Annotated in this window: 19 protein-coding genes and 1 pseudogene; 10 read left to right on the forward strand and 10 right to left on the reverse strand. The window is 63.3% G+C overall.

Going from position 1 to position 20,173, the window contains the following annotated elements:
- Positions 1 to 2 precede the first annotated feature (2 nt).
- Positions 3 to 911 (reverse strand): SDR family oxidoreductase, encoded by a 909-nt coding sequence (locus AC1VON_RS33405; RefSeq protein ID WP_483126215.1) that lies wholly within the window; start codon positions 909 to 911, stop codon positions 3 to 5.
- A gap of 98 nt (positions 912 to 1,009) precedes the next feature.
- Between AC1VON_RS33405 and AC1VON_RS33410 the strand changes: the two are divergent.
- Positions 1,010 to 1,589: pseudogene (locus tag AC1VON_RS33410) on the forward strand (TetR/AcrR family transcriptional regulator).
- Between the two features lie 37 nt (positions 1,590 to 1,626).
- On the opposite strand, the gene AC1VON_RS33415 reads toward AC1VON_RS33410, so the two are convergent.
- Positions 1,627 to 2,841, reverse strand: coding sequence for an MFS transporter (locus tag AC1VON_RS33415; protein WP_172348498.1), 1,215 nt, complete (start codon positions 2,839 to 2,841; stop codon positions 1,627 to 1,629).
- Between the two features lie 90 nt (positions 2,842 to 2,931).
- Here AC1VON_RS33415 and AC1VON_RS33420 point away from each other — a divergent pair, with 90 nt between their 5' ends.
- Positions 2,932 to 3,918 carry an AraC family transcriptional regulator gene (locus AC1VON_RS33420; RefSeq protein WP_483126216.1) on the forward strand — a complete coding sequence of 329 codons (987 nt, stop codon included), beginning with the start codon at positions 2,932 to 2,934 and terminating at the stop codon, positions 3,916 to 3,918.
- Positions 3,919 to 3,966: 48 nt separating this feature from the next.
- On the opposite strand, the gene AC1VON_RS33425 is transcribed toward AC1VON_RS33420, so the two are convergent.
- The 7 genes from AC1VON_RS33425 to AC1VON_RS33455 form a co-directional block, all read right to left on the reverse strand.
- Positions 3,967 to 5,052: an ABC transporter ATP-binding protein gene (locus AC1VON_RS33425; protein WP_483126217.1), complete on the reverse strand. Its 1,086-nt coding sequence runs from the start codon at positions 5,050 to 5,052 to the stop codon at positions 3,967 to 3,969.
- The gene (locus AC1VON_RS33430; protein ID WP_172348495.1) at positions 5,052 to 6,155 is read right to left on the reverse strand and encodes an ABC transporter ATP-binding protein; all 1,104 of its coding nucleotides are present in this window, start codon (positions 6,153 to 6,155) and stop codon (positions 5,052 to 5,054) included. Before AC1VON_RS33430 ends, AC1VON_RS33425 begins: the two co-directional genes overlap by 1 nt.
- Positions 6,152 to 6,376: a hypothetical protein gene (locus tag AC1VON_RS33435; protein ID WP_140772182.1), complete on the reverse strand. Its 225-nt coding sequence runs from the start codon at positions 6,374 to 6,376 to the stop codon at positions 6,152 to 6,154. The genes AC1VON_RS33430 and AC1VON_RS33435 overlap by 4 nt, the downstream gene beginning before the upstream one ends.
- Complete coding sequence (locus tag AC1VON_RS33440) at positions 6,373 to 7,332, reverse strand: carbohydrate ABC transporter permease (RefSeq protein WP_056568289.1); 960 nt, start codon at positions 7,330 to 7,332, stop codon at positions 6,373 to 6,375. Before AC1VON_RS33440 ends, AC1VON_RS33435 begins: the two co-directional genes overlap by 4 nt.
- 1 nt (position 7,333) lies before the next feature.
- On the reverse strand, positions 7,334 to 8,239 hold the full coding sequence (locus tag AC1VON_RS33445) for a carbohydrate ABC transporter permease (protein WP_483126218.1): 906 nt from the start codon (positions 8,237 to 8,239) through the stop codon (positions 7,334 to 7,336).
- A 67-nt stretch (positions 8,240 to 8,306) separates the two neighbouring features.
- Positions 8,307 to 9,623 (reverse strand): ABC transporter substrate-binding protein, encoded by a 1,317-nt coding sequence (locus tag AC1VON_RS33450; protein ID WP_172348494.1) that lies wholly within the window; start codon positions 9,621 to 9,623, stop codon positions 8,307 to 8,309.
- A 359-nt stretch (positions 9,624 to 9,982) separates the two neighbouring features.
- On the reverse strand, positions 9,983 to 10,678 hold the full coding sequence (locus tag AC1VON_RS33455; protein ID WP_483126219.1) for a TetR/AcrR family transcriptional regulator: 696 nt from the start codon (positions 10,676 to 10,678) through the stop codon (positions 9,983 to 9,985).
- 51 nt (positions 10,679 to 10,729) lie between these two features.
- Here AC1VON_RS33455 and AC1VON_RS33460 point away from each other — a divergent pair, with 51 nt between their 5' ends.
- From AC1VON_RS33460 to AC1VON_RS33470, 3 genes are read left to right on the forward strand one after another with little or no spacing between them, the layout of a single operon-like run.
- Positions 10,730 to 11,926, forward strand: a complete 1,197-nt coding sequence (locus tag AC1VON_RS33460) for a Tm-1-like ATP-binding domain-containing protein (protein WP_483126220.1) — start codon at positions 10,730 to 10,732, stop codon at positions 11,924 to 11,926.
- An 11-nt stretch (positions 11,927 to 11,937) separates the two neighbouring features.
- A complete protein-coding gene (locus AC1VON_RS33465; protein WP_140772192.1) occupies positions 11,938 to 12,804 on the forward strand; it encodes a phosphoenolpyruvate hydrolase family protein in 867 nt (288 codons plus the stop codon).
- A gap of 5 nt (positions 12,805 to 12,809) precedes the next feature.
- Positions 12,810 to 13,226, forward strand: coding sequence for a cupin domain-containing protein (locus AC1VON_RS33470; protein WP_483126221.1), 417 nt, complete (start codon positions 12,810 to 12,812; stop codon positions 13,224 to 13,226).
- A 191-nt stretch (positions 13,227 to 13,417) separates the two neighbouring features.
- On the opposite strand, the gene AC1VON_RS33475 is transcribed toward AC1VON_RS33470, so the two are convergent.
- Complete coding sequence (locus AC1VON_RS33475) at positions 13,418 to 14,608, reverse strand: M24 family metallopeptidase (RefSeq protein ID WP_172348489.1); 1,191 nt, start codon at positions 14,606 to 14,608, stop codon at positions 13,418 to 13,420.
- Positions 14,609 to 14,975: 367 nt separating this feature from the next.
- Here AC1VON_RS33475 and AC1VON_RS33480 point away from each other — a divergent pair, with 367 nt between their 5' ends.
- The 5 genes from AC1VON_RS33480 (at position 14,976) to AC1VON_RS33500 (ending at position 20,098) form a co-directional block, all read left to right on the forward strand.
- The gene (locus tag AC1VON_RS33480) at positions 14,976 to 16,586 is read left to right on the forward strand and encodes an ABC transporter substrate-binding protein (RefSeq protein WP_483126222.1); all 1,611 of its coding nucleotides are present in this window, start codon (positions 14,976 to 14,978) and stop codon (positions 16,584 to 16,586) included.
- Positions 16,587 to 16,717: 131 nt separating this feature from the next.
- Complete coding sequence (locus AC1VON_RS33485) at positions 16,718 to 17,704, forward strand: ABC transporter permease (protein WP_483126223.1); 987 nt, start codon at positions 16,718 to 16,720, stop codon at positions 17,702 to 17,704.
- Entirely contained in the window at positions 17,701 to 18,531 is an 831-nt protein-coding gene (locus AC1VON_RS33490) for an ABC transporter permease (RefSeq protein WP_483126224.1), read from the forward strand. The genes AC1VON_RS33485 and AC1VON_RS33490 overlap by 4 nt, the downstream gene beginning before the upstream one ends.
- A complete protein-coding gene (locus AC1VON_RS33495) occupies positions 18,528 to 19,325 on the forward strand; it encodes an ABC transporter ATP-binding protein (RefSeq protein ID WP_483126225.1) in 798 nt (265 codons plus the stop codon). The genes AC1VON_RS33490 and AC1VON_RS33495 overlap by 4 nt, the downstream gene beginning before the upstream one ends.
- A complete protein-coding gene (locus tag AC1VON_RS33500) occupies positions 19,322 to 20,098 on the forward strand; it encodes an ABC transporter ATP-binding protein (RefSeq protein ID WP_483126226.1) in 777 nt (258 codons plus the stop codon). The genes AC1VON_RS33495 and AC1VON_RS33500 overlap by 4 nt, the downstream gene beginning before the upstream one ends.
- The last annotated feature ends 75 nt before the right edge of the window (positions 20,099 to 20,173 follow it).

Genomic DNA, 20,173 nt, shown 5'->3' on the forward strand with positions numbered 1-20,173 from the left:
CATCACCGATAACCCGTTGCGTCGGCTGGCTTGCCGGCGTCCTGGACCTCCGGCACATAGCGCCAGGCATCGGGCCGCGAACCGTCGAGGTCGGTAAAGCCGTAGACCTGCGCCAGCCCGCCGCTGGACAGCGACTGCCCGTTCCAGCGTGAGCGATTAGAATCCGCAGCCAACGCGGCAACGGCGCGCCCAACGAAGCGCGGCGTCTCCGAGATGACGAAATGCGGCACGGTGGCGGTTGCATCACGCCAGTTCTCCTCGCGCACTCCGAAGGCTTCCAGCATCATCTCCGACCGTAACCAGCCGGGCGTCAACGAGACTGAGGTGGCACCGTGTTTCGCAAGGTCCTTGCCATGGGCCCAGGCCATGCGGTTCACGGCGACCTTGGCGAGATCGTAGAAAGGCGACAGGCGGTAGTGATCGGCATTGTATTCGACGGTGCCGTCCGTGACTTCGACCAGCAGTCCACCGGGCTGCTCGATCATGAGGGGCAGCGCATGATGGGCGGTGATCAGATGCGTGTCTATGGCCAGACGCAGCATGCGCAAACCGTTCTCCAGATTGTGGTCCCAGACTGGCTTGTCCCATTCGAACAGCTTTTCACCGCCCCAGATGTCGTTGACCAGGATATCGAGACGGCCCTGTTCGGTGCGGATGCGCTCGACCAGACCGCGCACATCATCGGCCACGAGATGGTCGACCTGCACGGCGATGCCCCTGCCACCGCTCGCCGTGGCCATTTCCGCCGTCTCCTCGATTGTTTCGGGCCGCGCGTACTCGGATTGCTGTGCGCGCGTGCTCCGCCCGGTGACATAGACAGTGGCGCCGGCAGCGCCGAGCTCGACCGCTATGCCGCGCCCGGCACCTCGTGTGCCGCCGGCAACCAGCGCAACTTTTCCTTGCAAAGTCATTGAACTCTCCCAAAAACGGCACCCATCGATCAAAAAGGGATGGCTTGCGTCACATCTATCATATATAAATGATCATTCGGTTATATTGGAATGTCAAGATGACCCGTCCCAAGACCCAGTCCGACGAGCAGGTACTGGAGAACGCAGTGCGGCTGATGCACGAGCACGGCCCGGAGGCGCTTACATTCGAGCGTCTGGCAAAAGCCTGTGGCCTCTCCGGTGCAACACTGGTGCAGCGCTTTGGCAATAAGACACGGTTGAAGCAGCGCACCTTGCTGCATGCCTGGGACGGCCTCGACGACAGGACCAGGACGCTGGCCGCCAGCGTGCCCAAGACTTCCGGCCGGCGCCATTGAATTGCTGGTGGCGTTGTCGCAAGGCTATGGCGGCATCGAAGCCTATGCCGAAGGCCTGCTCGTCTTGCGCGAGGATTTGCGAGACCCCGTGCTCAGGACGCGCGGTGCGGCTTGGAAGACAGCCCTTTGCAAGGCACTGGCGGCTTGTTTCGCGGCAACGCCCACACCTCCGCGGGACATCGGCCTGCTGATGGCGTCGCACTGGCAAGGCTCCCTCCTGTGGTGGAGCTTCGATCCGGCAGTTGAAGTCGCCACCTATATCGAGGACAGCCTCAGCCGCTTCGTTGCCGCCATCACAACGGCAGCGGCCCGAGAACCATGATGGTTCTCGGGCCGCTGGGCAGGTCAGGGATGGGAGACTATTCGGCCTGCTTCGGGCCTCGCAGGAACACGACGATCGCCGCCATCAGCGTTGCGATGCCGCAATAAGCGAAGGCGCTGGCCACGCCGGTATGATCGACCAGCAAGCCGCCGAAGACAGCACCCAGCGCGATCGCCACCTGGAAGGTCGCCACCATCAAGCCGCCGGCACTTTCGGCTTGGTCCGGCGCTGCCCGCACCAGCCAGCTCTGCAGCCCGACCGGCACCGCGCCGAAGGCAAAACCCCAGGCGGCGACGGCGGTGGCGGCAATTGTCGGCGAGGCACCAAAGACCAGCATCGAGGCGGCGGCCAGGGCAATCAGCAAGGGCGCCAGGGCAACGGCCGCCTTGAGGTTACGCTCCGCCAGGATGCCGCCGGCGATATTGCCGAAGAAACCGCCGACGCCATAGGCCAGCAGCACCAGCGAGATCGTCTCGATGTCGAGCACCGGCACCTTTTCGAGGAAGGGGCGCACATAGGTGAAGCCGGCAAAATGTCCGGACGCGACCAGCAGCACGACCAGCAGGGCCACCCGGATCGACGGCCGCTCCAGCACATCGAGCAAGGTGCGGAAGCTCGCGACACCCACCGGTGGCAGCTTCGGAATGGTGGCCAATTGCACCAGCAGCGCCAAGGCGCCGACGATGGTCGCAATCATGAACGCCGTGCGCCATCCCCAGATGTCGCCGACATAAGCGCCGACCGGAGCGGCGGTGACGGTGGCCAGCGAGACGCCGGTCAGGATGATCGACATGGCGCGCGGCATCAGCCGCATCGGCACCAGCCGCAACGCCATGGCCGCCGACATCGCCCAGAAGCCGCCGAGCGCAACGCCGAGCACGACGCGGGCAAGCAGAAGCATCGGCAGCGATGAGGCAAAGGTGGCCAGGAGGTTGGACAGGATGAGGAATGCCGTCAGCATCCACATCACAAGCCTGCGGTCCATGCGCCTTGTGATGATGGCCATGGTGGGCGCGGCGATGGCGCCGACTATGGCTGTTGCCGTCACCGCTTGCCCGGCCACGCCTTCGCTGACACCGAGATCGCGCGCCATCGGCGTCAGCAGGCTGGCGGGCAGGAATTCGGCGGTGACGAGACCGAAAACGCCAAGCGCCAGCGAAACCACGGCACCCCATGCCGGCTCGGCTCGTTCATCGGATTCTGTGGGGTTCAGAAGTGCGGCATCGATGACGCCTGTCGCGGGTTCGGCCATGGTCAGTCTCCGATTTGTTGCGGCACAACATTTGGCTGCGGTGCAACATAGGGAGTGACGGGCTGGAGTTTCCATGCTAGAAACCCCATTATGCTTGACCGTTCGTCCAAAATTCCGATCACCGGCGACCCGTTGACAGACATATTGCGCGGCCTGCGTCTCGACGGTGTCGAGTATGGCCGCTGCGAAATGAAGGAGCCTTGGGGTATCCAGTTCCCGGCTCAGCCCGGAGCGCGGTTTCATTTCATCGGCCGCAAGGGCTGTTGGCTCAAGCAGCCATCCGGCGAATGGGTGCAGCTCAATGCGGGCGACGCGGTGCTGCTTCCACGAGGCGAGGCGCATGTGCTGGCCAGCGAACCCGGGGCACAGGCCTGGCCTATCCATGGCTACGAGCTCGAGGAAGTCTGCAAGGACGTCTATTGCACGTCAAACGCGGAGATGTGCGACAAGAATTGCCAGCCTGGAACACTGCTTTTCTGCGCCGCGATGTATTTCAACATCGACGGCCTGCACCCCCTGCTCGGCATGATGCCGGACGTGATGCGCACGCACGAGCTGGAAGCCTACGAGCCCGGCATTCCACACCTGCTGGAGTCCATGGCGCGCGAAGTAACGATGGAGCGTGTCGGCTCCGGCGGCATCCTGGCACGGCTGGCCGATGTGCTTGCCGCCACGGTCATCCGCTCCTGGGTCGAACGTGGTTGCGGCGACTCCTCCGGCTGGATCGCCGCGGTCAGGGACCGTGACATCGGTCGCGTGCTGGCGGCCATCCATCTCGAACCTGACCATGACTGGACGGTCGAGTTGCTGGCCCGGATGATGGGCGCCTCGCGCTCGGGCTTTGCCGAACGTTTCGCCACCATCGTCGGCGAAACGCCGGCAAGATATGTCACCCAGGTCAGGATGCATCAGGCGCGTCAGTGGCTGGTCCGCGACCGGATGAAAATATCAGTCGTTGCGGCCCGCCTTGGCTATGAATCGGACGCCGCCTTCAGCCGTGCCTTCAAGCGCGTCATCGGCGCGGCGCCCAGCCATCTGCGCGCCGAGGAACAGGCCGAAATCCGCCAGGCCAGTTGAGCCGGTATCCTTCGTTGCACGGCTACCCGGCTGAACCGAAACAGCGCTTCACCCGGCGTGGCGCAAGCTGACACCGCTGCCCTTGTCGAACAGCACCACCTTGTCCGGGTTCCAGGCAAAACGCACCGGCTGTTCGATCGCGACATCGGTCCTGGCCGGCACCGTGGCGCGCAGTGTTGTGTCGCCGACACGCAGCGTCAGGATCTTCTCGACGCCATGATTTTCCACGTCATGGACACGCGCCTCGACCGGAGCGCCGTTTTCCAGATAGACATCTTCGGGACGGATGCCGAAGACGAGCGGGCGACCTTCGGTCGCCGCACCCGTCTTGGCCCCCGCTGAAAGCGGCAGCTCGAAATTCATCGGCGCCATCACCGCGCGGTTGTTGACCAGCCTGCCGTCGATGAGGTTCATCGGCGGCGAGCCGACAAAACTCGCCACATAGGTGTCGCGTGGATTGTTGTAGATCTCGTGCGGCGTGCCGGTCTGCACGATGCGGCCATGGTTGAGCACGCCGACCTTGTCGCCCATCGACATCGCCTCGATCTGGTCGTGGGTGACGAACAGGAATGTGGCGCCCAGCTGTATCTGCAGGTTCTTCAATTCCGTGCGTAGCGCCTCGCGCAATTTGGCATCGAGCGCCGACAGCGGCTCGTCCATCAGGAACACGCGCGGCTTGCGCACGATGGCGCGGCCGATCGAGACGCGCTGCATCTCGCCGCCGGACAGGCGGTCGGTCTTGCGGTCGAGCAGGTGCTCGATGCGCAGTGTGCGGGCAGCGCGGTCGACGCGGTCCTTGATCTCGGCATCGGGCAGCCGGCGGATCTTCGGCTTCAGCGGAAATTCGAGGTTCTCCCGCACCGTGTAGCGCGGATAGAGCGAATATTGCTGCAGCACCAGCGCCACGTCGCGTTCGGCCGCGCCCCACTCGGCGACATCGACGCCGTCGATGAGGACCTGCCCCTCGCTCGGTTTCTCGAGGCCTGCGATCAGCCGCAGCGTCGTCGTCTTGCCGGCGCCCGTCTCGCCGAGCAGCACGAAGAACTCGCCATCGGCGATGTCGAGGTCGAGCCCGGTCAGGGCGGTGTGATTGCCGAAACTCTTGGAAATATTCTTGAGCTGGATATGGGCCATCACAATCTCACTTCCAGCGACTTGCCGCTTGCCTTGTCGAAGAAATGCGCCTGCGTCGGATCGATCCGCGCAAAGACCTTCTCGCCGGGCCCCGAGATGAAGCCGCTCTTGGTGCGAGCGCGCAGCATCTCGGAGCCGACCTTCAGGTCGACGATATCGAAGGACCCGAGCGGTTCGACGATCTGTGTCTCGACGGCCATGAAGCCGTCGGCCGCGTCACGGCGAATGAGCACGCCTTCCGGACGGATGCCGAGCGCCAGCTGGCCGCCGGCATGGCCGTTGAGCTTCGACAGCAGCGCGCGCGGAAACTCGAAGCCGGTGGCCGCGTCACCGACCGTCACCGATGCGGACGCGGCTTTTTCGGCCACCGCCGCGTCGGCGACATTCATCACCGGGCTGCCGACGAATTGCGCCACGAACAGATTGGCCGGGCGCGAATAGACCTCGTCGGGCGTGCCCACCTGCTGCAGCACGCCTTCATGCATGATGACGATGCGGTCGGCGAGGCTCATCGCCTCGATCTGGTCGTGCGTGACATAGATCGTGGTCGAGCCCTGCTTGATGTGCAGCCGTTTGATCTCGGCCCGCATCTCCTCGCGCAGCTTGGCATCGAGCGCGCCGATCGGCTCGTCCATCAGCATCGCCTTGGGCCGTCGCACCAGCGCCCGGCCGATGGCGACGCGCTGCATGTCGCCGCCCGACAGCGCCGATGGCTTCTTGCCAAGCAAATCCGATATCTGCAGCGTCTTGGCGACCGAGCGCACCTCGCTGTCGATCTCGGCCTTGCTCTTGCGCGTGGCGCGCAAGGGGAAGGCGATGTTCTCGTAGACGCTCATATGCGGATAGAGCGAGAACGACTGGAACACCATGGCGATGTCGCGGTCGGCGGCCTTCAGATGCTGGACCGGCTTGCCGTCGATGAGGATGTCGCCCTCGTCGATCGTCTCCAGCCCGGCGATCGCGCGCAGCGTCGTCGTCTTGCCGCAGCCCGATTGGCCGAGCAGCACGATGAACTCATTGTCGGCAATCTTGAGGTTGAGGTCCTTGATGACCTGTACGGCGCCGAAGAATTTCTGGACGCCGCGAAGCTCGATCTGGGTCAATGCTCTGCTCCCGGATTTCGCGCGGCGTGGCCGGTGCCGGCCTCCTCCTCAGGCGCGATCTTCGAGGTGATGTTGAAGCCGATCAGCCCGATCAGGATGATGGTCAGGCCGTATGTGTGCAGCAGCATGTTCCAGGGCTGGCACAGTGCCACGATACCAAGCACCATGAGCACCTGCGAACCAGGCTCCAGGTATTTCTGATTGATGGCGCGAAAGCTCATTTGCGGATCGCTCCGAAGGACATGCCTCGCAACAGATGATTGCGGAGCAGGAAGGTGAAGATGGCGACCGGCAACAGGAACAGGAAGGTCCCGGCGGCGATCACCGTCCAGTCGGGCAGGCCGGAGCCGACCTGGCTGGGGATGAAGGGCGGCGCTGTCTGCGCGCGGCGATTGGTCATGATCAGCGCGAACGCATACTCGTTCCATGCCGTGATGAAGCAGAACACGGCGGTCGCGGCGATGCCGGTGGCGGCCTCCGGCAGCACGATCTTGAAGAAGGCCTCCATGCGCGTGTAACCGTCGACGAGGGCCGCTTCCTCATATTCTTTCGGGATCTCGTCCATGAAACCCTTCATCAGCCAGACCGAGAAGGACAGGTTGAAGGCGGTGTAGAGGATGATCAGGCCGATATGGGTGTCGTTGAGGCCGACCGCGCGGTACATGAGGAACATCGGGATCGCCACCACCACCGGCGGCAGCATGCGTGTCGACAGGATGAAGAAGAGGAGATCCGCCTCCCCCTTCACCTTGAAGCGCGAGAAGCCGTAGGCGGTGAATGTGCCCATGCCGACCGCCAGCACTGTCGAGGTGATGGCGATGATCAGCGAATTCAGGAAACGGCTCGGATAACCCGACCACTGCACCTGGCCTTTGCCGTCGCGCACGATCTTCTCGCCGCCATCGAAAACGACCCGCTCCCACCATGGCGCCGCCGCATATTCTTCGGGCGTCGGTGGGCTGCGCAATTGCGAGCGCTTGGTGAACAGCTTCACGAATGGCGAAATTTCCGGCTGGAAGACGACCGTCGGCGGGATGGTCGTGGCCAGGTTGCGCGGCTTGAATGCCGTCGAGGCGATCCAGTAGATTGGGGCGAGGAAGATGATCGTCACCACCAGCACGGCGACGATGGCGACGCGGTTGAAGCCGATCTCGGAAGAAGTGCGGACGGCGGCCATCTCAGCGCTCCTTCACCTTGTTGAGGTATTTGACGTAGATGTTGGTGATGGCCAGCACCATGATCAGCACGATGTAGGCCATCGCGCAGGAGCGCCCGGTCTGCCATTCCTGGAACGCCATCTTGTAGAGCCGGATCGAGATCAGTTCGGCCGTCGGCTGGCTGGTCAGGATGTAGGCGAGGTCGAAAGTCTTGAACGCTTCCATGGTGCGGAAAATGACCGCGATCATCAGGATCGGCGCCACCAGCGGCAGCGTGATGCGGGAGAACGTGTAGAACGGCCCGGCGCGGTCGATCGCGGCGGCCTCGTAGAGATGTTTCGGCACCGCCGAGAGACCTGCCAGCGACAACAGCATGACGAAGGGCGACCACATCCAGATGTCGGTCAGCGCGACGGCGTAGAGCGCCATCTTGGGATCGGCCAACCACTCGAAATTGCCGAGCCCGAGCGCATAGTTGATGACCCCCCATGACGGGTCGTAGAGAAGCTTCCAGAACAAGCCGACAACAGCCATCGACAGCATCATCGGCAGCAGCAGGAGCGTGGTGATAAGGCCCTTGAGCGGGATATCGCGGTTGAGCAGCATCGCCACGCCGAAGCCGACGAGCAGCTGACCGGCGACCGAGATGATGACGTATTTCGCCGTGATGGCGAAGTTGGACCAGACATAGGGATCGTTGAGCAGGTCGCGATAGTTCTGCAGCCCTACGAAATTCGCCGGCGCGTTGGTCGAGGCGCGGAAGTCGGTAAAGGAATAGCCAAGCGAATAGATCAGCGGAAAGATGTTGAAGACGATCAGGAACAGGACCGTCGGAACAATGAAGAGGTTGCGGATCGAAATATCGCTCAGGCCGCGCGTGGCCGCCCGCGAGGACCTGTCCAGCGTTGTGATCATCGTGGTCGCCAAGACCCTCTCCCATTTGCAGAAAAAGAAACGGAGGAGGCACCAACGCCCCCTCCGTGAGGCATGATTGTTACTGAACGCGGCCGTACTTCTTGAACGTCGCGTTCCAGTCGGCGGCCAGCGCGTCCAAGGTTTCCTTGGCGGTGCCGTCGCCGCCGATCATGTAGGGATAGATGCGCTGGTTGAGCTGCTGCAGCAGTTCGGCGTATTCCGGCACGGCCCAGAAGTCCTTCACCTTGAACATGGTCTCGTAGAAGGCCTTGTTATAAGGCGTGGCGCTCTGGAATTCCGGCGATTTGAGCACCGCCGCGCTGCAGGTATAGCCGCCAAGGGCCGCCCACTTCTTCTGGGTCTCGTCCTTGATGAACCATTCAAGGAACTTCATCGCCTCGTCCTGCTTCTTCGAGTACGAGATGACGGAGATACCCTGACCTCCGAGTGCGGCGAACTGGTCGCCATTCGGTCCCGGCGGGTTGGCGAAGAAGCCGGTGTTCTTGGCGTTCGGGTTCGACGCCTCGTTGATCAGCGAGGGGAAGAAGGCGAAGAAGTTCATGCTCATCGCCGCCAGGTTCTCGGTGATCGCCTGATTGTCCTCGACGAAGAACGATTTGGCCCAGCCGGGAGGCGTGAACTTGTAGAGTTCCTTGTAGGCGTCGAGCGCGGCTACGGCCTTGTCGGAATTGATGTGGCCATCGACCTTGTAGGTCGCATAGTCACCCAGCTCGCCGCCATAGGAGAACAGCGCGTTCTCGAAGCCCATTGCCATCGCATCATAGGAATTGTCGGTATAGATCGCGATGCCGTAGCGCTTCTGGTCGGGCCGATAGAAGAACTCGGCTATGTCGCGCAGCGCCTTGAAATCCTTTGGCACATCGAGGTCGTAGCCATATTTGGCCTTGAACGCTTCCTTCTCCTTGGGATCTTCAAACCAGTCCTTGCGGTAGGACCAGCCGACAGCGTCGCCTTCGAGCGGAATGGCCCAGTACTTGCCGCTGTTGCCGGGATATTCGGCGTAATATTTCACCGTCGCCGGCGCCATGACATTGCCGAGGTCGTGCTTCTTGAAGAAGTCCGTCAGGTCGACATAGTGTCCCCCGGTCGAACCGGCGCCCAGCCACTGCGAGTCGCCGACGACCAGGTCATAGGCATCGCCATGGGCGTTGAACTCGGTGAAGGCCTTCGTCTGGAAGTCGGCCCACGGCGTGGTCTCCACCGTGATCTTGACGCCGGTTTCCTTCTCGTACTCGTTGCCGAGTTCCTGCAGGTAATTGGCTGGATCCCATTCCGCCCAGAAGATGGTGAGCGACTTTTCCTGCGCGTAGACTGACGTTCCGCAGGCAAGCGTTAAGCCGATACCAGCAAGCATGCTGGTCACTAACTTGCGCATAATGATTTCCTCCCTTGTGCGCATTCTACCCTGTCATGCGAGCCGGCAACGGGGCCGGCTCCGGTAGTTCCTCCCGTGATCGCACCTTTCCGGTTTCGGGCCTCCTCGCCCTGCCGGAAAATGGATCGCAGCCCTCACTTTTGATCCACTTTTCTTTTCTAATCTGGTATTACCAATTCTGCATCGTCGTCAAGCCCTTTCTTGGAAGACGGGCCTGGCCATTCCGGCGGAATTCAGGCTTTATCTGCCTGTTTTCCAATGATTTTCCTACTCAGTGATACGCAGGGGCGTTGCATAGCTCTCTGCGTCAGGGGTAATATTGATAGTCGGCATGCAAATCTGGTCGAACCAGATAGGCTCTACCTCACGACCACCCTTGAACCGTTGCCACCTCCTTCACCAATCGATTCCGCCACCGCGGCGCGCACCAGGGCGCCTGCCGCCCATTGCGCGACGGACCGCGTCTTGCGGCTGTCCAGACCCCAGATATCCTTGAGCACGATCAGCACCTCGACGCCGAAGATCAGCGACAGCGCCTGCGCCAGGCGCTTGAAGTCGCGCGGCGGCAAATGGCCCTTGAGCGGGCCTATCGCCTGCTGCAGCAAATCGACGCGATGACCGCGCGTGAAGGCCGGCTCGCCGCCCAGCGTGCCGGCCTGGCGTCGCGCCCATTGATCGAGCGACAGTTTCAGCGCCGCCTTGAACGTCGCCTCGAAGGCCTCGATGCGTGGCATCGCCGTGTCGAACAGATCCGCGACTCGGCGCTCGGCGTCCGCGGAAGTCGATTGCCAGGTCAGGATTGGTCCCAGCCCCTCGTCGACGACGGCCTGCACCAGTGCCGCCTGGCTGGGGAAATAGCGATAGGCGGTGGCGCGGGAAACCTCCGCCGCTTCCGCCACCTCGCTCACCGACGGCGTGACGCCTGCCTGCATCAACCGTGTTGCCGTCTCCAGCATCAGCCGTTTCGTGCGCGCCCGGGGTCCACGCTCGGCGGCCTGGCCGCTTCCCCGCTCCGTGTCGTCGCCTGCAGTGGCTCGTTGACGTGAGATATCCATATCAATATGATACGCGCGTCTCAAAAATTTGCAATGACCTGGGAACCGCCCATGAAGCGCATCTACGTCGTGGGCACCGCCGACACCAAGGGCGAGGAACTTGCCTTCCTGGCCGACGCCATCGCCGCAACGGGCGCTGCCGTTTCTCGCGTTGATGTCGGAACACGCGCTTCAACCGTTCCCGTCGACATCAGCGCGAAGCAGGTGGCCGGTCATCATCCTGAAGGCAGCGCGGCCGTGCTCGGCGTCGATGACCGTGGCGCCGCGGTTGCCGCCATGGGCGTCGCCTTCACCCGCTTCGTCCTATCGCGAAACGACATCGCCGCCGTGATCGGCATAGGCGGCGGCGGCGGCACCTCGATCATCACGTCGGGTATGCGCGCGCTGCCGCTCGGCCTGCCGAAAATCATGGTCTCGACGCTCGCCTCGGGTGACACGGCGCCTTATGTCGACGTCTCCGACATCATCATGATGCCATCGGTGACCGATATGGCGGGACTGAATCGGCTTTCCCGCGTCGTGCTGCACAACGCCGCCCAGGCCATAGCGGGCATGGCGGCAAGCCCGGCCCCGGCGCCCGACGGCAAGCCGTCGATCGGGCTCACCATGTTCGGCGTCACCACGCCTTGCGTGACGGCGATCGCCGACCAGCTCCGCTCCGGATATGACTGCATGGTCTTCCACGCCACCGGCACCGGCGGCCGCAGTATGGAGAAGCTGGCCGACAGCGGCCTGCTGTCCGGTGTCATCGACATCACCACGACCGAGGTTTGCGACCTCCTGTTCGGCGGCGTGCTGCCGGCAACGGAGGATCGCTTCGGTGCGATTGCCCGCAGCAAGCTACCCTACATCGGTTCGGTCGGCGCGCTCGACATGGTCAACTTCTGGGCGCCGTCGACCATACCGGAACGCTATCGCGGCCGGCTTTTCTACGAGCACAATCCCAACGTCACGCTGATGCGCACAAGCGCTGACGAATGCCGCGCGATCGGCGAGTGGATCGGCACCAGGCTCGCCCTCTGCGAGGGGCCGGTACATTTTCTCATTCCTGAAAAAGGCGTCTCGGCCCTGGACATCGAAGGTGGCGCCTTTTTCGATCCGGAAGCCGACGACGCCCTGTTCGAAGCCATCGAGCGCACCATCGAACCGAGCGCCACGCGCCGTGTCACGCGCTTGCCATTGCACATCAACGACCCCGAATTCGCCAAGGCCGCGGTCGCGGCTTTTATCGAAATAGCCAGACACTGAGGTTCCAAAAAATGCCCGCCATACCGCGCAAGGACATACTGAAGAAATTCCGTGGAATGATCGACAAGGGCGTGCCGATCGTCGGCGGCGGCGCCGGCACCGGCCTGTCGGCCAAGGCCGAGGAAGCCGGCGGCATCGATCTTATCATCATCTACAATTCCGGCCGCTATCGCATGGCCGGCCGCGGCTCCGCCGCCGGCCTGCTCGCCTATGGCAATGCCAACGAGATCGTCAAGGAAATGGCCTATGAGGTGCTGCCGGTGGTCAAGAAGACGCCGGTGCTCGCCGGCGTCAACGGCACCGATCCCTTCGTCATCATGCCCCTGCTTCTGGCCGAGCTGAAGACGATGGGCTTTTCCGGTGTGCAGAACTTTCCGACCATCGGCCTGTTCGACGGCACCATGCGGCAGAGTTTCGAGGAGACCGGCATGGGCTTCGGGCTCGAGGTCGACATGATCGCCGAGGCGCACAAGCTCGACCTCTTGACCACGCCCTATGTCTTCAATCCCGACGAGGCCCGCGCCATGACCAAGGCCGGCGCCGACATCGTCGTTGCTCATATGGGCGTGACGACGGGCGGCTCGATCGGCGCCACCTCGGCCAAGTCGCTCGACGACTGCGTGGTCGCGATCGACGCAATCGCCGAGGCGGCACGTTCGGTACGCAAGGATGTCATCCTGCTTTGCCATGGCGGCCCTATCTCGATGCCGGATGACGCCCGCTACATTCTGTCTCGCGCCAAGGGCCTGCATGGCTTCTATGGCGCGAGTTCGATGGAACGGCTGCCGGCGGAAGCAGCGATCGCCAGACAGACGGCCGATTTCAAGGCTGTCACACTGGGCGGCGACAAAGCGACCACGAAGAAAAAGAAGGGATGAGAGAGATGACGGACAAGAGCAAGGTGTTTGTCTATCCGAAGGACGTCAGCGCCTTCGGCTTCGACTGGGGCAGACTGGCGCTGACGGTGGCTCCGGAAGTGAATGGTGCTACCCGCTTTTCCGGCGGCGTCGTCGACCTGCCTTCCCGCAAGGGCCACACCCGCCACAACCATCCGGGCGCCGAGGAAATCATCTTCGTCATCTCCGGCCATGGCGAACAGATGGTCGAGGACGAGAAGGGCAATCCGGTGGTCGCGAAGATCGGCCCCGGCTGCACCATCTATGTGCCGGAGAGCCGTTTTCACTCGACGCTGAATACGGGTGACGGGCCGATGCAGCTGTTTGTTGTCTACTCGCCCGCCGGGCCTGAGCTGGCGTTGAGGGAGCTGCCGGATTTCAGGTTGGTGCCGGCAGGGAAATAATCTTCCTCCCGTCCCTCATTTGCGGGGAGGCCCCTCATCCGGCCCTTCGCGCCCACCTTCTCCCCAAGGGGAGAAGAGACTGGCGTTCGCGCCGGCCCTCCCCTCCCCTCGGGGAGAGGTCGGATTGCCCCGAATTGCCCTTCGCAATCCGGATGGCAATCCGGGTGAGGGGCAGCACCCTTCAATACCGGCTAGGCGGTCCCACCCCGGTTCCACCCGCGCCCGCGATCGCCGAACATCACATAACCGCTGTCGGTCACCGCAAGCGTATCCTCCAGCTTGATGAAACCGCGCGTCGGGTGAAGCATGGTCGTCTCGACCGACAGCACCATGTTCTTTTCCAGCGGTTCGGCCGCGTAGGTGCCTTCATAAGTCACCGGATGGTTGGTCATCAGGAATGGCGCCTCATGCGTGATCAGGCCCATGCCATGGGCGAAGAAATCCGTATAGGGCGCGACCTTGGATTTCTTCAGCACGCCTTCGGCATGCGAAATCATGTCACCGCCCAGCGTGCCCGCTCTGACCTTCGAGAACGCCGCCTGCTGCACCGCCTCGACCTCGGCCAGCAGATCCTCCAGTTCGGCGTCCGGTTCACCCAGAATGCCCATCCGGCAGAGGTCGCCAATATAGCCGTGGTAATTGCCGCCGGAATCGATCGACAGCACCTCGCCCTTCTTCCAAGCTTGTGGCGAAGCGGCGCGGTTATGGCTTGAGCCCAGTGTCAGCAGGCAATATTCGAAATGCGCGCCGCGATTGGTTTCCTCGCGCCGCAGCTGTTCGATCATCTCGACCTTGGTCCTGCCTTCGCGCGCCCAGGCAATGGTCGCCAGCATGGAATCGGTGATCAGTTCGGAGGCGGTGCGCAGCTTCTCCAGTTCGGCGTCGGTCTTGATGGCGCGCATACGTTCCAGCATGTCGGTCGCGTCGATCAACTTCGCGTCCGGCAGCGCCTTGCGGATCAGCGTGTAGGCATCCGACGGCAGGAAGCCGGGCTCGATACCGATGCGGGCACCGGCCTTGCCGATCTTTTGCAGATGTTCGACGGCAAGATTGGCGGCATCCAGCGTGCCCCAGCAGGCGGCATGCAGCGTCGGCGTCCAGAACGGGTTGTTCTGGTGCTCGCCGCCCTCCATGCGGTTGCCGATATAGGCGGCGTGATCCGGCCCGCCCTTTTCATAGATGACAATCGGCAGGTAACGGCTGTGGCCGATCGCATCCATGGCGGCGAAGAAGATGAATTTGTAGCCGCCCAGCAGGTATTGTGTGTTGTGCTTGGAAGTTGCGAGCAGCACATCGATGCCGGCCTCCTCCATCAGCCGGTCGACCCTCGCCTGGTCAAAAGGGATATTGCTGACGGCATTCTTGCCCGGCGCAATGTTCATGTCTCTCTCCCTGAATTCGCCTGGGATCGATGCTGTTTCGCCCATATCCCTTGGCTGTGGATCAAATCTGCACCATTTTGCCCGCTCTGGTCTAGCCAGAAATACGCGAACGGCGCTGCGGGACAGTCACCAACTCGTCATCTGTCGTATATGCGCCAAATCTGGTCCTACCAGATTACTTGGCTTGAACCCGTTCTCTCAAACTGGTCCAGCGAACGAAAATTTCAAAGCCAAGCAAGGATGCGCCAATTCCGTCTCTGGCGAAACCCTCGGCAAGGCTCATAATCGCCGCCGCAAGGATGCCGATGTCGGCATCCGAGGGGTGTTGTCGCGCCCGAAGGGGTCGCGGAGAGGACGGAGTTCGATCATGCCAGGTTCCACGATTTCCAGACGCACGATGCTTGCCGGCTCGGCGATGCTTCTGGCTTCCACGGCCATGCCGACATTGGGCTGGACGCAGACGCCGAAGAAGGGTGGACGGCTGGTATTGGCCGCGGACTCCGAACCGCGCAACCTCAACCCGGCGATCGTCGCCTCCAACGGCGTCTTCTTCATCTCCAGCAAGATCGTCGAAACGCTGGCCGAAGCCTCCTTCGATGGCAAGGACGGGCTCGCCCCACGCCTGGCACTGAGTTGGGAAGGTTCCGCCGATGGGCTCTCAGTGACGTTCAAACTGCGCGAAGGCGTCAAATGGCATGACGGCAAGCCGTTCACCTCCGCCGACGTCGCCTTCTCGGCGCTGCAGATCTGGAAGCCGCTGCAGAATCTCGGCCGCACCGTGTTCAAAGACCTTGCGGCCGTCGACACTCCAGACGATTTCACCGCCGTCTTCAAATTCGCCAAGCCGACGCCATTCCAGCTGATCCGCAACGCGCTGCCGGCGCTGAGCAGTGTCGTGCCGAAACACGTCTACGAAGTCGGCAAGATCGAGGACAACCCGGCCAACACCGCCCCCATCGGCACCGGCCCATTCAAGTTCGGCGAGTACAAGCCAGGCCAGTATTACCGGCTGATCAAGAACACCGATTACTGGGCCAAGGACGAGCCCTATCTCGACGAGATCATCTACCAGGTTCTGCCCGACCGCACCTCGGCGGCGAACGCTCTGGAAGCCGAGGAGATCCAACTCGCCGCCTTCTCCGCCGTGCCGCTGGCCGACCTCGACCGCATCTCCAAGGTGCCGGGCCTGAAGGTGATCTCCAAGGGCTATGAAGGGCTGACCTATCAGCTCGTCGTCGAGATCAACCATCGCCGCAAGGAACTGGCCGATCTGAAAGTGCGCCAGGCGATCGCGCATGCCATCGACAAGGATTTCGTCGTCAAGACGGTGTTCCTCGGATATGCCGCGACAGCCACCGGACCGGTGCCCAAGAACGATCCGCAATTCTACACCGCCGATGTGCCGACCTATGCCTTCGACGTCGCCAAGGCCAACGCGCTGCTCGACGAAGCCGGTTACAAGAAAGGCCCGGACGGCAAGCGCTTCACGCTGAAACTCTTGCCGGCGCCCTATTTCAACGAGACCAAGCAGTTCGGTGACTATCTGCGCCAGGCGCTGGCCGCCATCGGCATCGACGCGGAGTTGGTCAACAACGACTCCGCCGCGCACATCAAGGCCGTCTACACCGACCATGCCTTCGACCTCGCCGTCGGCCCGCCCGTATTCCGCGGCGACCCGGCGATCTCGACCACCATCCTGGTGCAGAGCGGCATTCCCGACGGCGTGCCGTTCTCCAACCAGGGCGGCTACAAGAGCGATGCGCTCGACACGCTGATCACCAAGGCCTCGGAAACGCTCGACACCACGGCCCGCACCAACCTCTACAAGGAGTTCCAGAAGGAGGTGGCGGCCGACCTGCCGCTGATCAACGTCGCCGAATGGAGTTTCATCAGCGTCGCGCGCGACACAGTGAGCAACATCGCCAACAATCCGCGCTGGGCTGTCTCGAACTGGGCGGACACATATCTGGCTGGCTAGCGCTCTCTGCAGGCTTGCGCATCGCAAGTCCGGGTGCTCAGGTTCGAGAATGAGAGTTCCTTCGCGCCCCCCTCTGTCCTGCCGGACAGTGCCAACCTTACACTCCCCCTTGTGGGGAGGGTAAGGCGACCATGCCCCGCGCCCTCACCCTCATCCGCCGCCGCCTCCTCGGCAGCATCTTCGTGCTGCTGATCGTCGTCATCGGCACCTTTCTATTGCTCGAGGCCGCACCCGGCGACGCGGTCGACGCTTATATCGTCTCGACCGGCGGCGACGCCGGCATGATCGAATTGCTGCGTCATCGCTGGGGTCTCGACCAGTCGGAACTGACGCGGCTCGCCAACTACCTCTGGGCGCTGCTGCATCTGGATCTCGGCCAGTCGGTGACCTTCTCCAGGCCGATCCGCGACGTCATCCTCGAGCGCCTGCCCAACACGCTGCTGTTGATGGTCAGCGCCACCGCGCTGTCCTTCGGCCTCGGCTCGACGCTCGGGATCTATGCCGGCGCCCGCCCCGGCAGTTTCCGCGACCGCTTCCTCTCGATCGGCTCGCTGGCGCTCTATGCCGTGCCGGGTTTCTGGCTCGGCCTGGTGCTGATCGTGATCTTTGCCGTCGACCTGCGCTGGCTGCCGATCGGCGGCATCGAGACGCTCGCCTCGGACAAGAGCGGCCTCGACCGTGCGGCCGACATCGCCGTCCATCTTGTCCTGCCGGTTTGCGCCCTTGGCTTCATCTATCTGGCGCTCTACCTGCGCATGATGCGCGCCGGCATGGCCGAGGCCTGGCGCCAGGATTTCGTGCTGGCCGCCCGCGCCAGGGGGCTTTCGCGTCGCCGCATCGTGCTCGCTCACGTCGCCCGCAATGCGCTCTTGCCGCTGGTCACCATGCTTGGCCTGCAATCGGCGCAGATGCTCGGTGGCAGCGTCGTCATCGAGAGCGTCTTTTCCGTGCCCGGCCTCGGCCGGCTGGCGCAGGAAGCGGTGGCTTCGCGCGACACGCCCCTGCTGCTCGGCATCATCCTCACCAGCGCCGTCCTGGTCATCATCATCAACCTTCTCGTCGACATCGCCTATGCCTTCCTCGACCCGCGCGTCGGTGCTGGCGAGGCCAGCGCATGAGCCCGCTGCGCCGCCTTCTGCGCACGCCCGAGGCCGTCGCCGGCGCCATCCTTCTGGCCGTACTGATTGCGATGGCGCTCATCGCGCCGTTGCTGTTTCCTGGCGACCCGCAAGCCATCGCCGGCCCGACGCTGCTGCCACCCTTCCAGGACTGGTCGCTGCCGCTCGGCACCGACCGGCTCGGCCGCGACGTGTTGGCGGAGCTTTTCCACGGTGCCCGCACCTCGCTGGCCGTCGGCCTTGCCGCAGCGGCGGCGGCACTCGCCATCGGCGCGGTGATAGGCACGCTGGCCGGCTTGGCCGGCGGCCTCGCCGACGAGGTGCTGATGCGCATCACCGACGCCTTCCAGACCGTGCCGAGCTTCCTGCTCGCGCTGGCCTTCGTCAGCGTCGTCGGGCCATCGCTCGGCATCGTCGTTGCGGCAATAGCGCTCGGCACCTGGACTGGACCGGCTCGAATTGCCCGCGCCGAAGTCCTCTCCATTCGCGAACGCGATTATGTCGCCAGCGCCCGCGCCATCGGCATGCATCCGGTGGCGATCGCCTTTCGCGAGGTGCTGCCCAACGCCTTGCCGCCGGTACTGGCGATGTCCTCGGTGATCGTCGCCGCCGCCATCCTCACCGAGGCGGCCTTGTCCTTCCTCGGCCTTGGCGATCCCAACCGGGTCACCTGGGGTGGCATGATCGCGGAGGGCCGCGCCGTGCTGCGCACCGCTCCCTTCCTGTCGATCGTCCCGGGAATAGCGCTGGTGTTGACAGTGCTCGGCGTCTATCTCGCCGGCGAAGGCATCGTCGAGACGACGGCGGTCAAAAGAGGCCTGTCGTGACCGCGCTCGCTTCGATCCACGACCTGACGGTGACCTACCGCCGCGACGGCAGCGCGGTGGCGGTACTGAAGGACGTTAGCTTCGATATTATGGCCGGCGAGCGTCTGGCCATCATCGGCGAAAGCGGCTCCGGCAAGAGCACGCTGGCGCTGGCGATTGCGGGGTTGCTGCCGGCTTCATCGTTGGCTGGTGGGAGAATTGAATGGCCCGGCCATGGCCAACCTCCCCTCGGCGGCCGCGACATCGGCTTCGTCTTTCAGGACCCTTCCGCCAGCCTCGATCCTGTGATGACCGTCGGCAAACAGATCGCCGAAGTCGCCCGCACTCATCTCGGCCTTACCTGGCCTCAGGCATACGCGAAGGCAAGAACCTTGCTCCAACGCATCCAGCTGCCCGACCCGGACTCGGCCCTGCATGCCTTTCCGCATCAGCTCTCCGGCGGCCAGAAGCAGCGCGTGGCGATCGCCGCCGCGATCGCTGCCGGACCGAAACTGCTGATCGCCGACGAGGCGACCAGCGCGCTCGACACCATCGTGCAGGCCGAGATCGTCGGCTTGATCCGGAGGCTGGTGGCCGAGGACGGCATGACGCTGCTGTTCATCAGCCACGATATCGCGCTGGCGGCAGAACTAGCGGAGCGCATCGCCGTCTTCCGCCACGGCCAGCTGATCGAGCTTGGCGCCACGGAACGGATTATCGGCGCCCCAACTCAGGCCTACACGCGCGCACTGCTCGACGCCCATATCGGCCTCGACGCTGAGCCACTATTGAGCCGAAGCGGGCCCCACGGATGAGCCTGCTCTCGGTGTCCAACCTCACCAAACGCTACCGTCGCGGTGGCAAGACCGTCATTGCGGCCGACGATGTCTCTTTTCATATCGAGCCCGGCGAAACATTGGCATTGGCCGGCCCCTCCGGCAGCGGCAAGTCGACGATCGCGCGGCTGGTGCTGCGCCTGATCGAGCCAGACGCCGGCCGCATCGAATTCGAAGGCAATGATTTCCTGGCCTTGCGTGGCGCTGCGCTCAGAGCACGCCGCGCTCGCCTTCAGATGGTATTCCAGGATCCACTCTCCGCCTTCAACCCGCGCGCCACGGTGGCACGTGTGCTCGACGATCCCTTGCGTATCCATGGCATCGCCTCTCGCACTGAACGCCGGCGCCGCATTGCTGCCTTGCTCGAGCGCGTCGGGCTGGCGGTCGATCTGGCGCCCCGCGCCATCCATGAGATCTCCGGGGGCCAGCGGCAGCGTGTGGCCATCGCCCGCGCCATCGCCACGAAACCATCGCTGATCGTACTCGACGAGGCCGTGTCGGCACTCGACGTCTCGGTGCGCGGCCAGATCCTCGACCTGTTGCTCGACCTGCAAGGGCAGGAACGGATCGCCTATCTCTTCATTTCCCATGACCTCGGTGTTGTCCGCGCGGTCGCCCACCGCGTCATCCTTCTTGATGCCGGGCGGATTGCCGAGAGCGGCGACGCGCGTGCCGTCATCGGCGCACCGCAATCGGCCATCGGCAAGGCGCTGGTGACGGCAGCACCAAGATTGAACAGGACCGGACCATGATCCCGAAAAAGTGGGACCCGGTTTTCCCGGACAAACGGGAACCGTTTTGTCCAGAGATCATGATCAAACAACAAA

It is taken from the genome of Mesorhizobium sp. HAY1-8B (assembly GCF_056868045.1).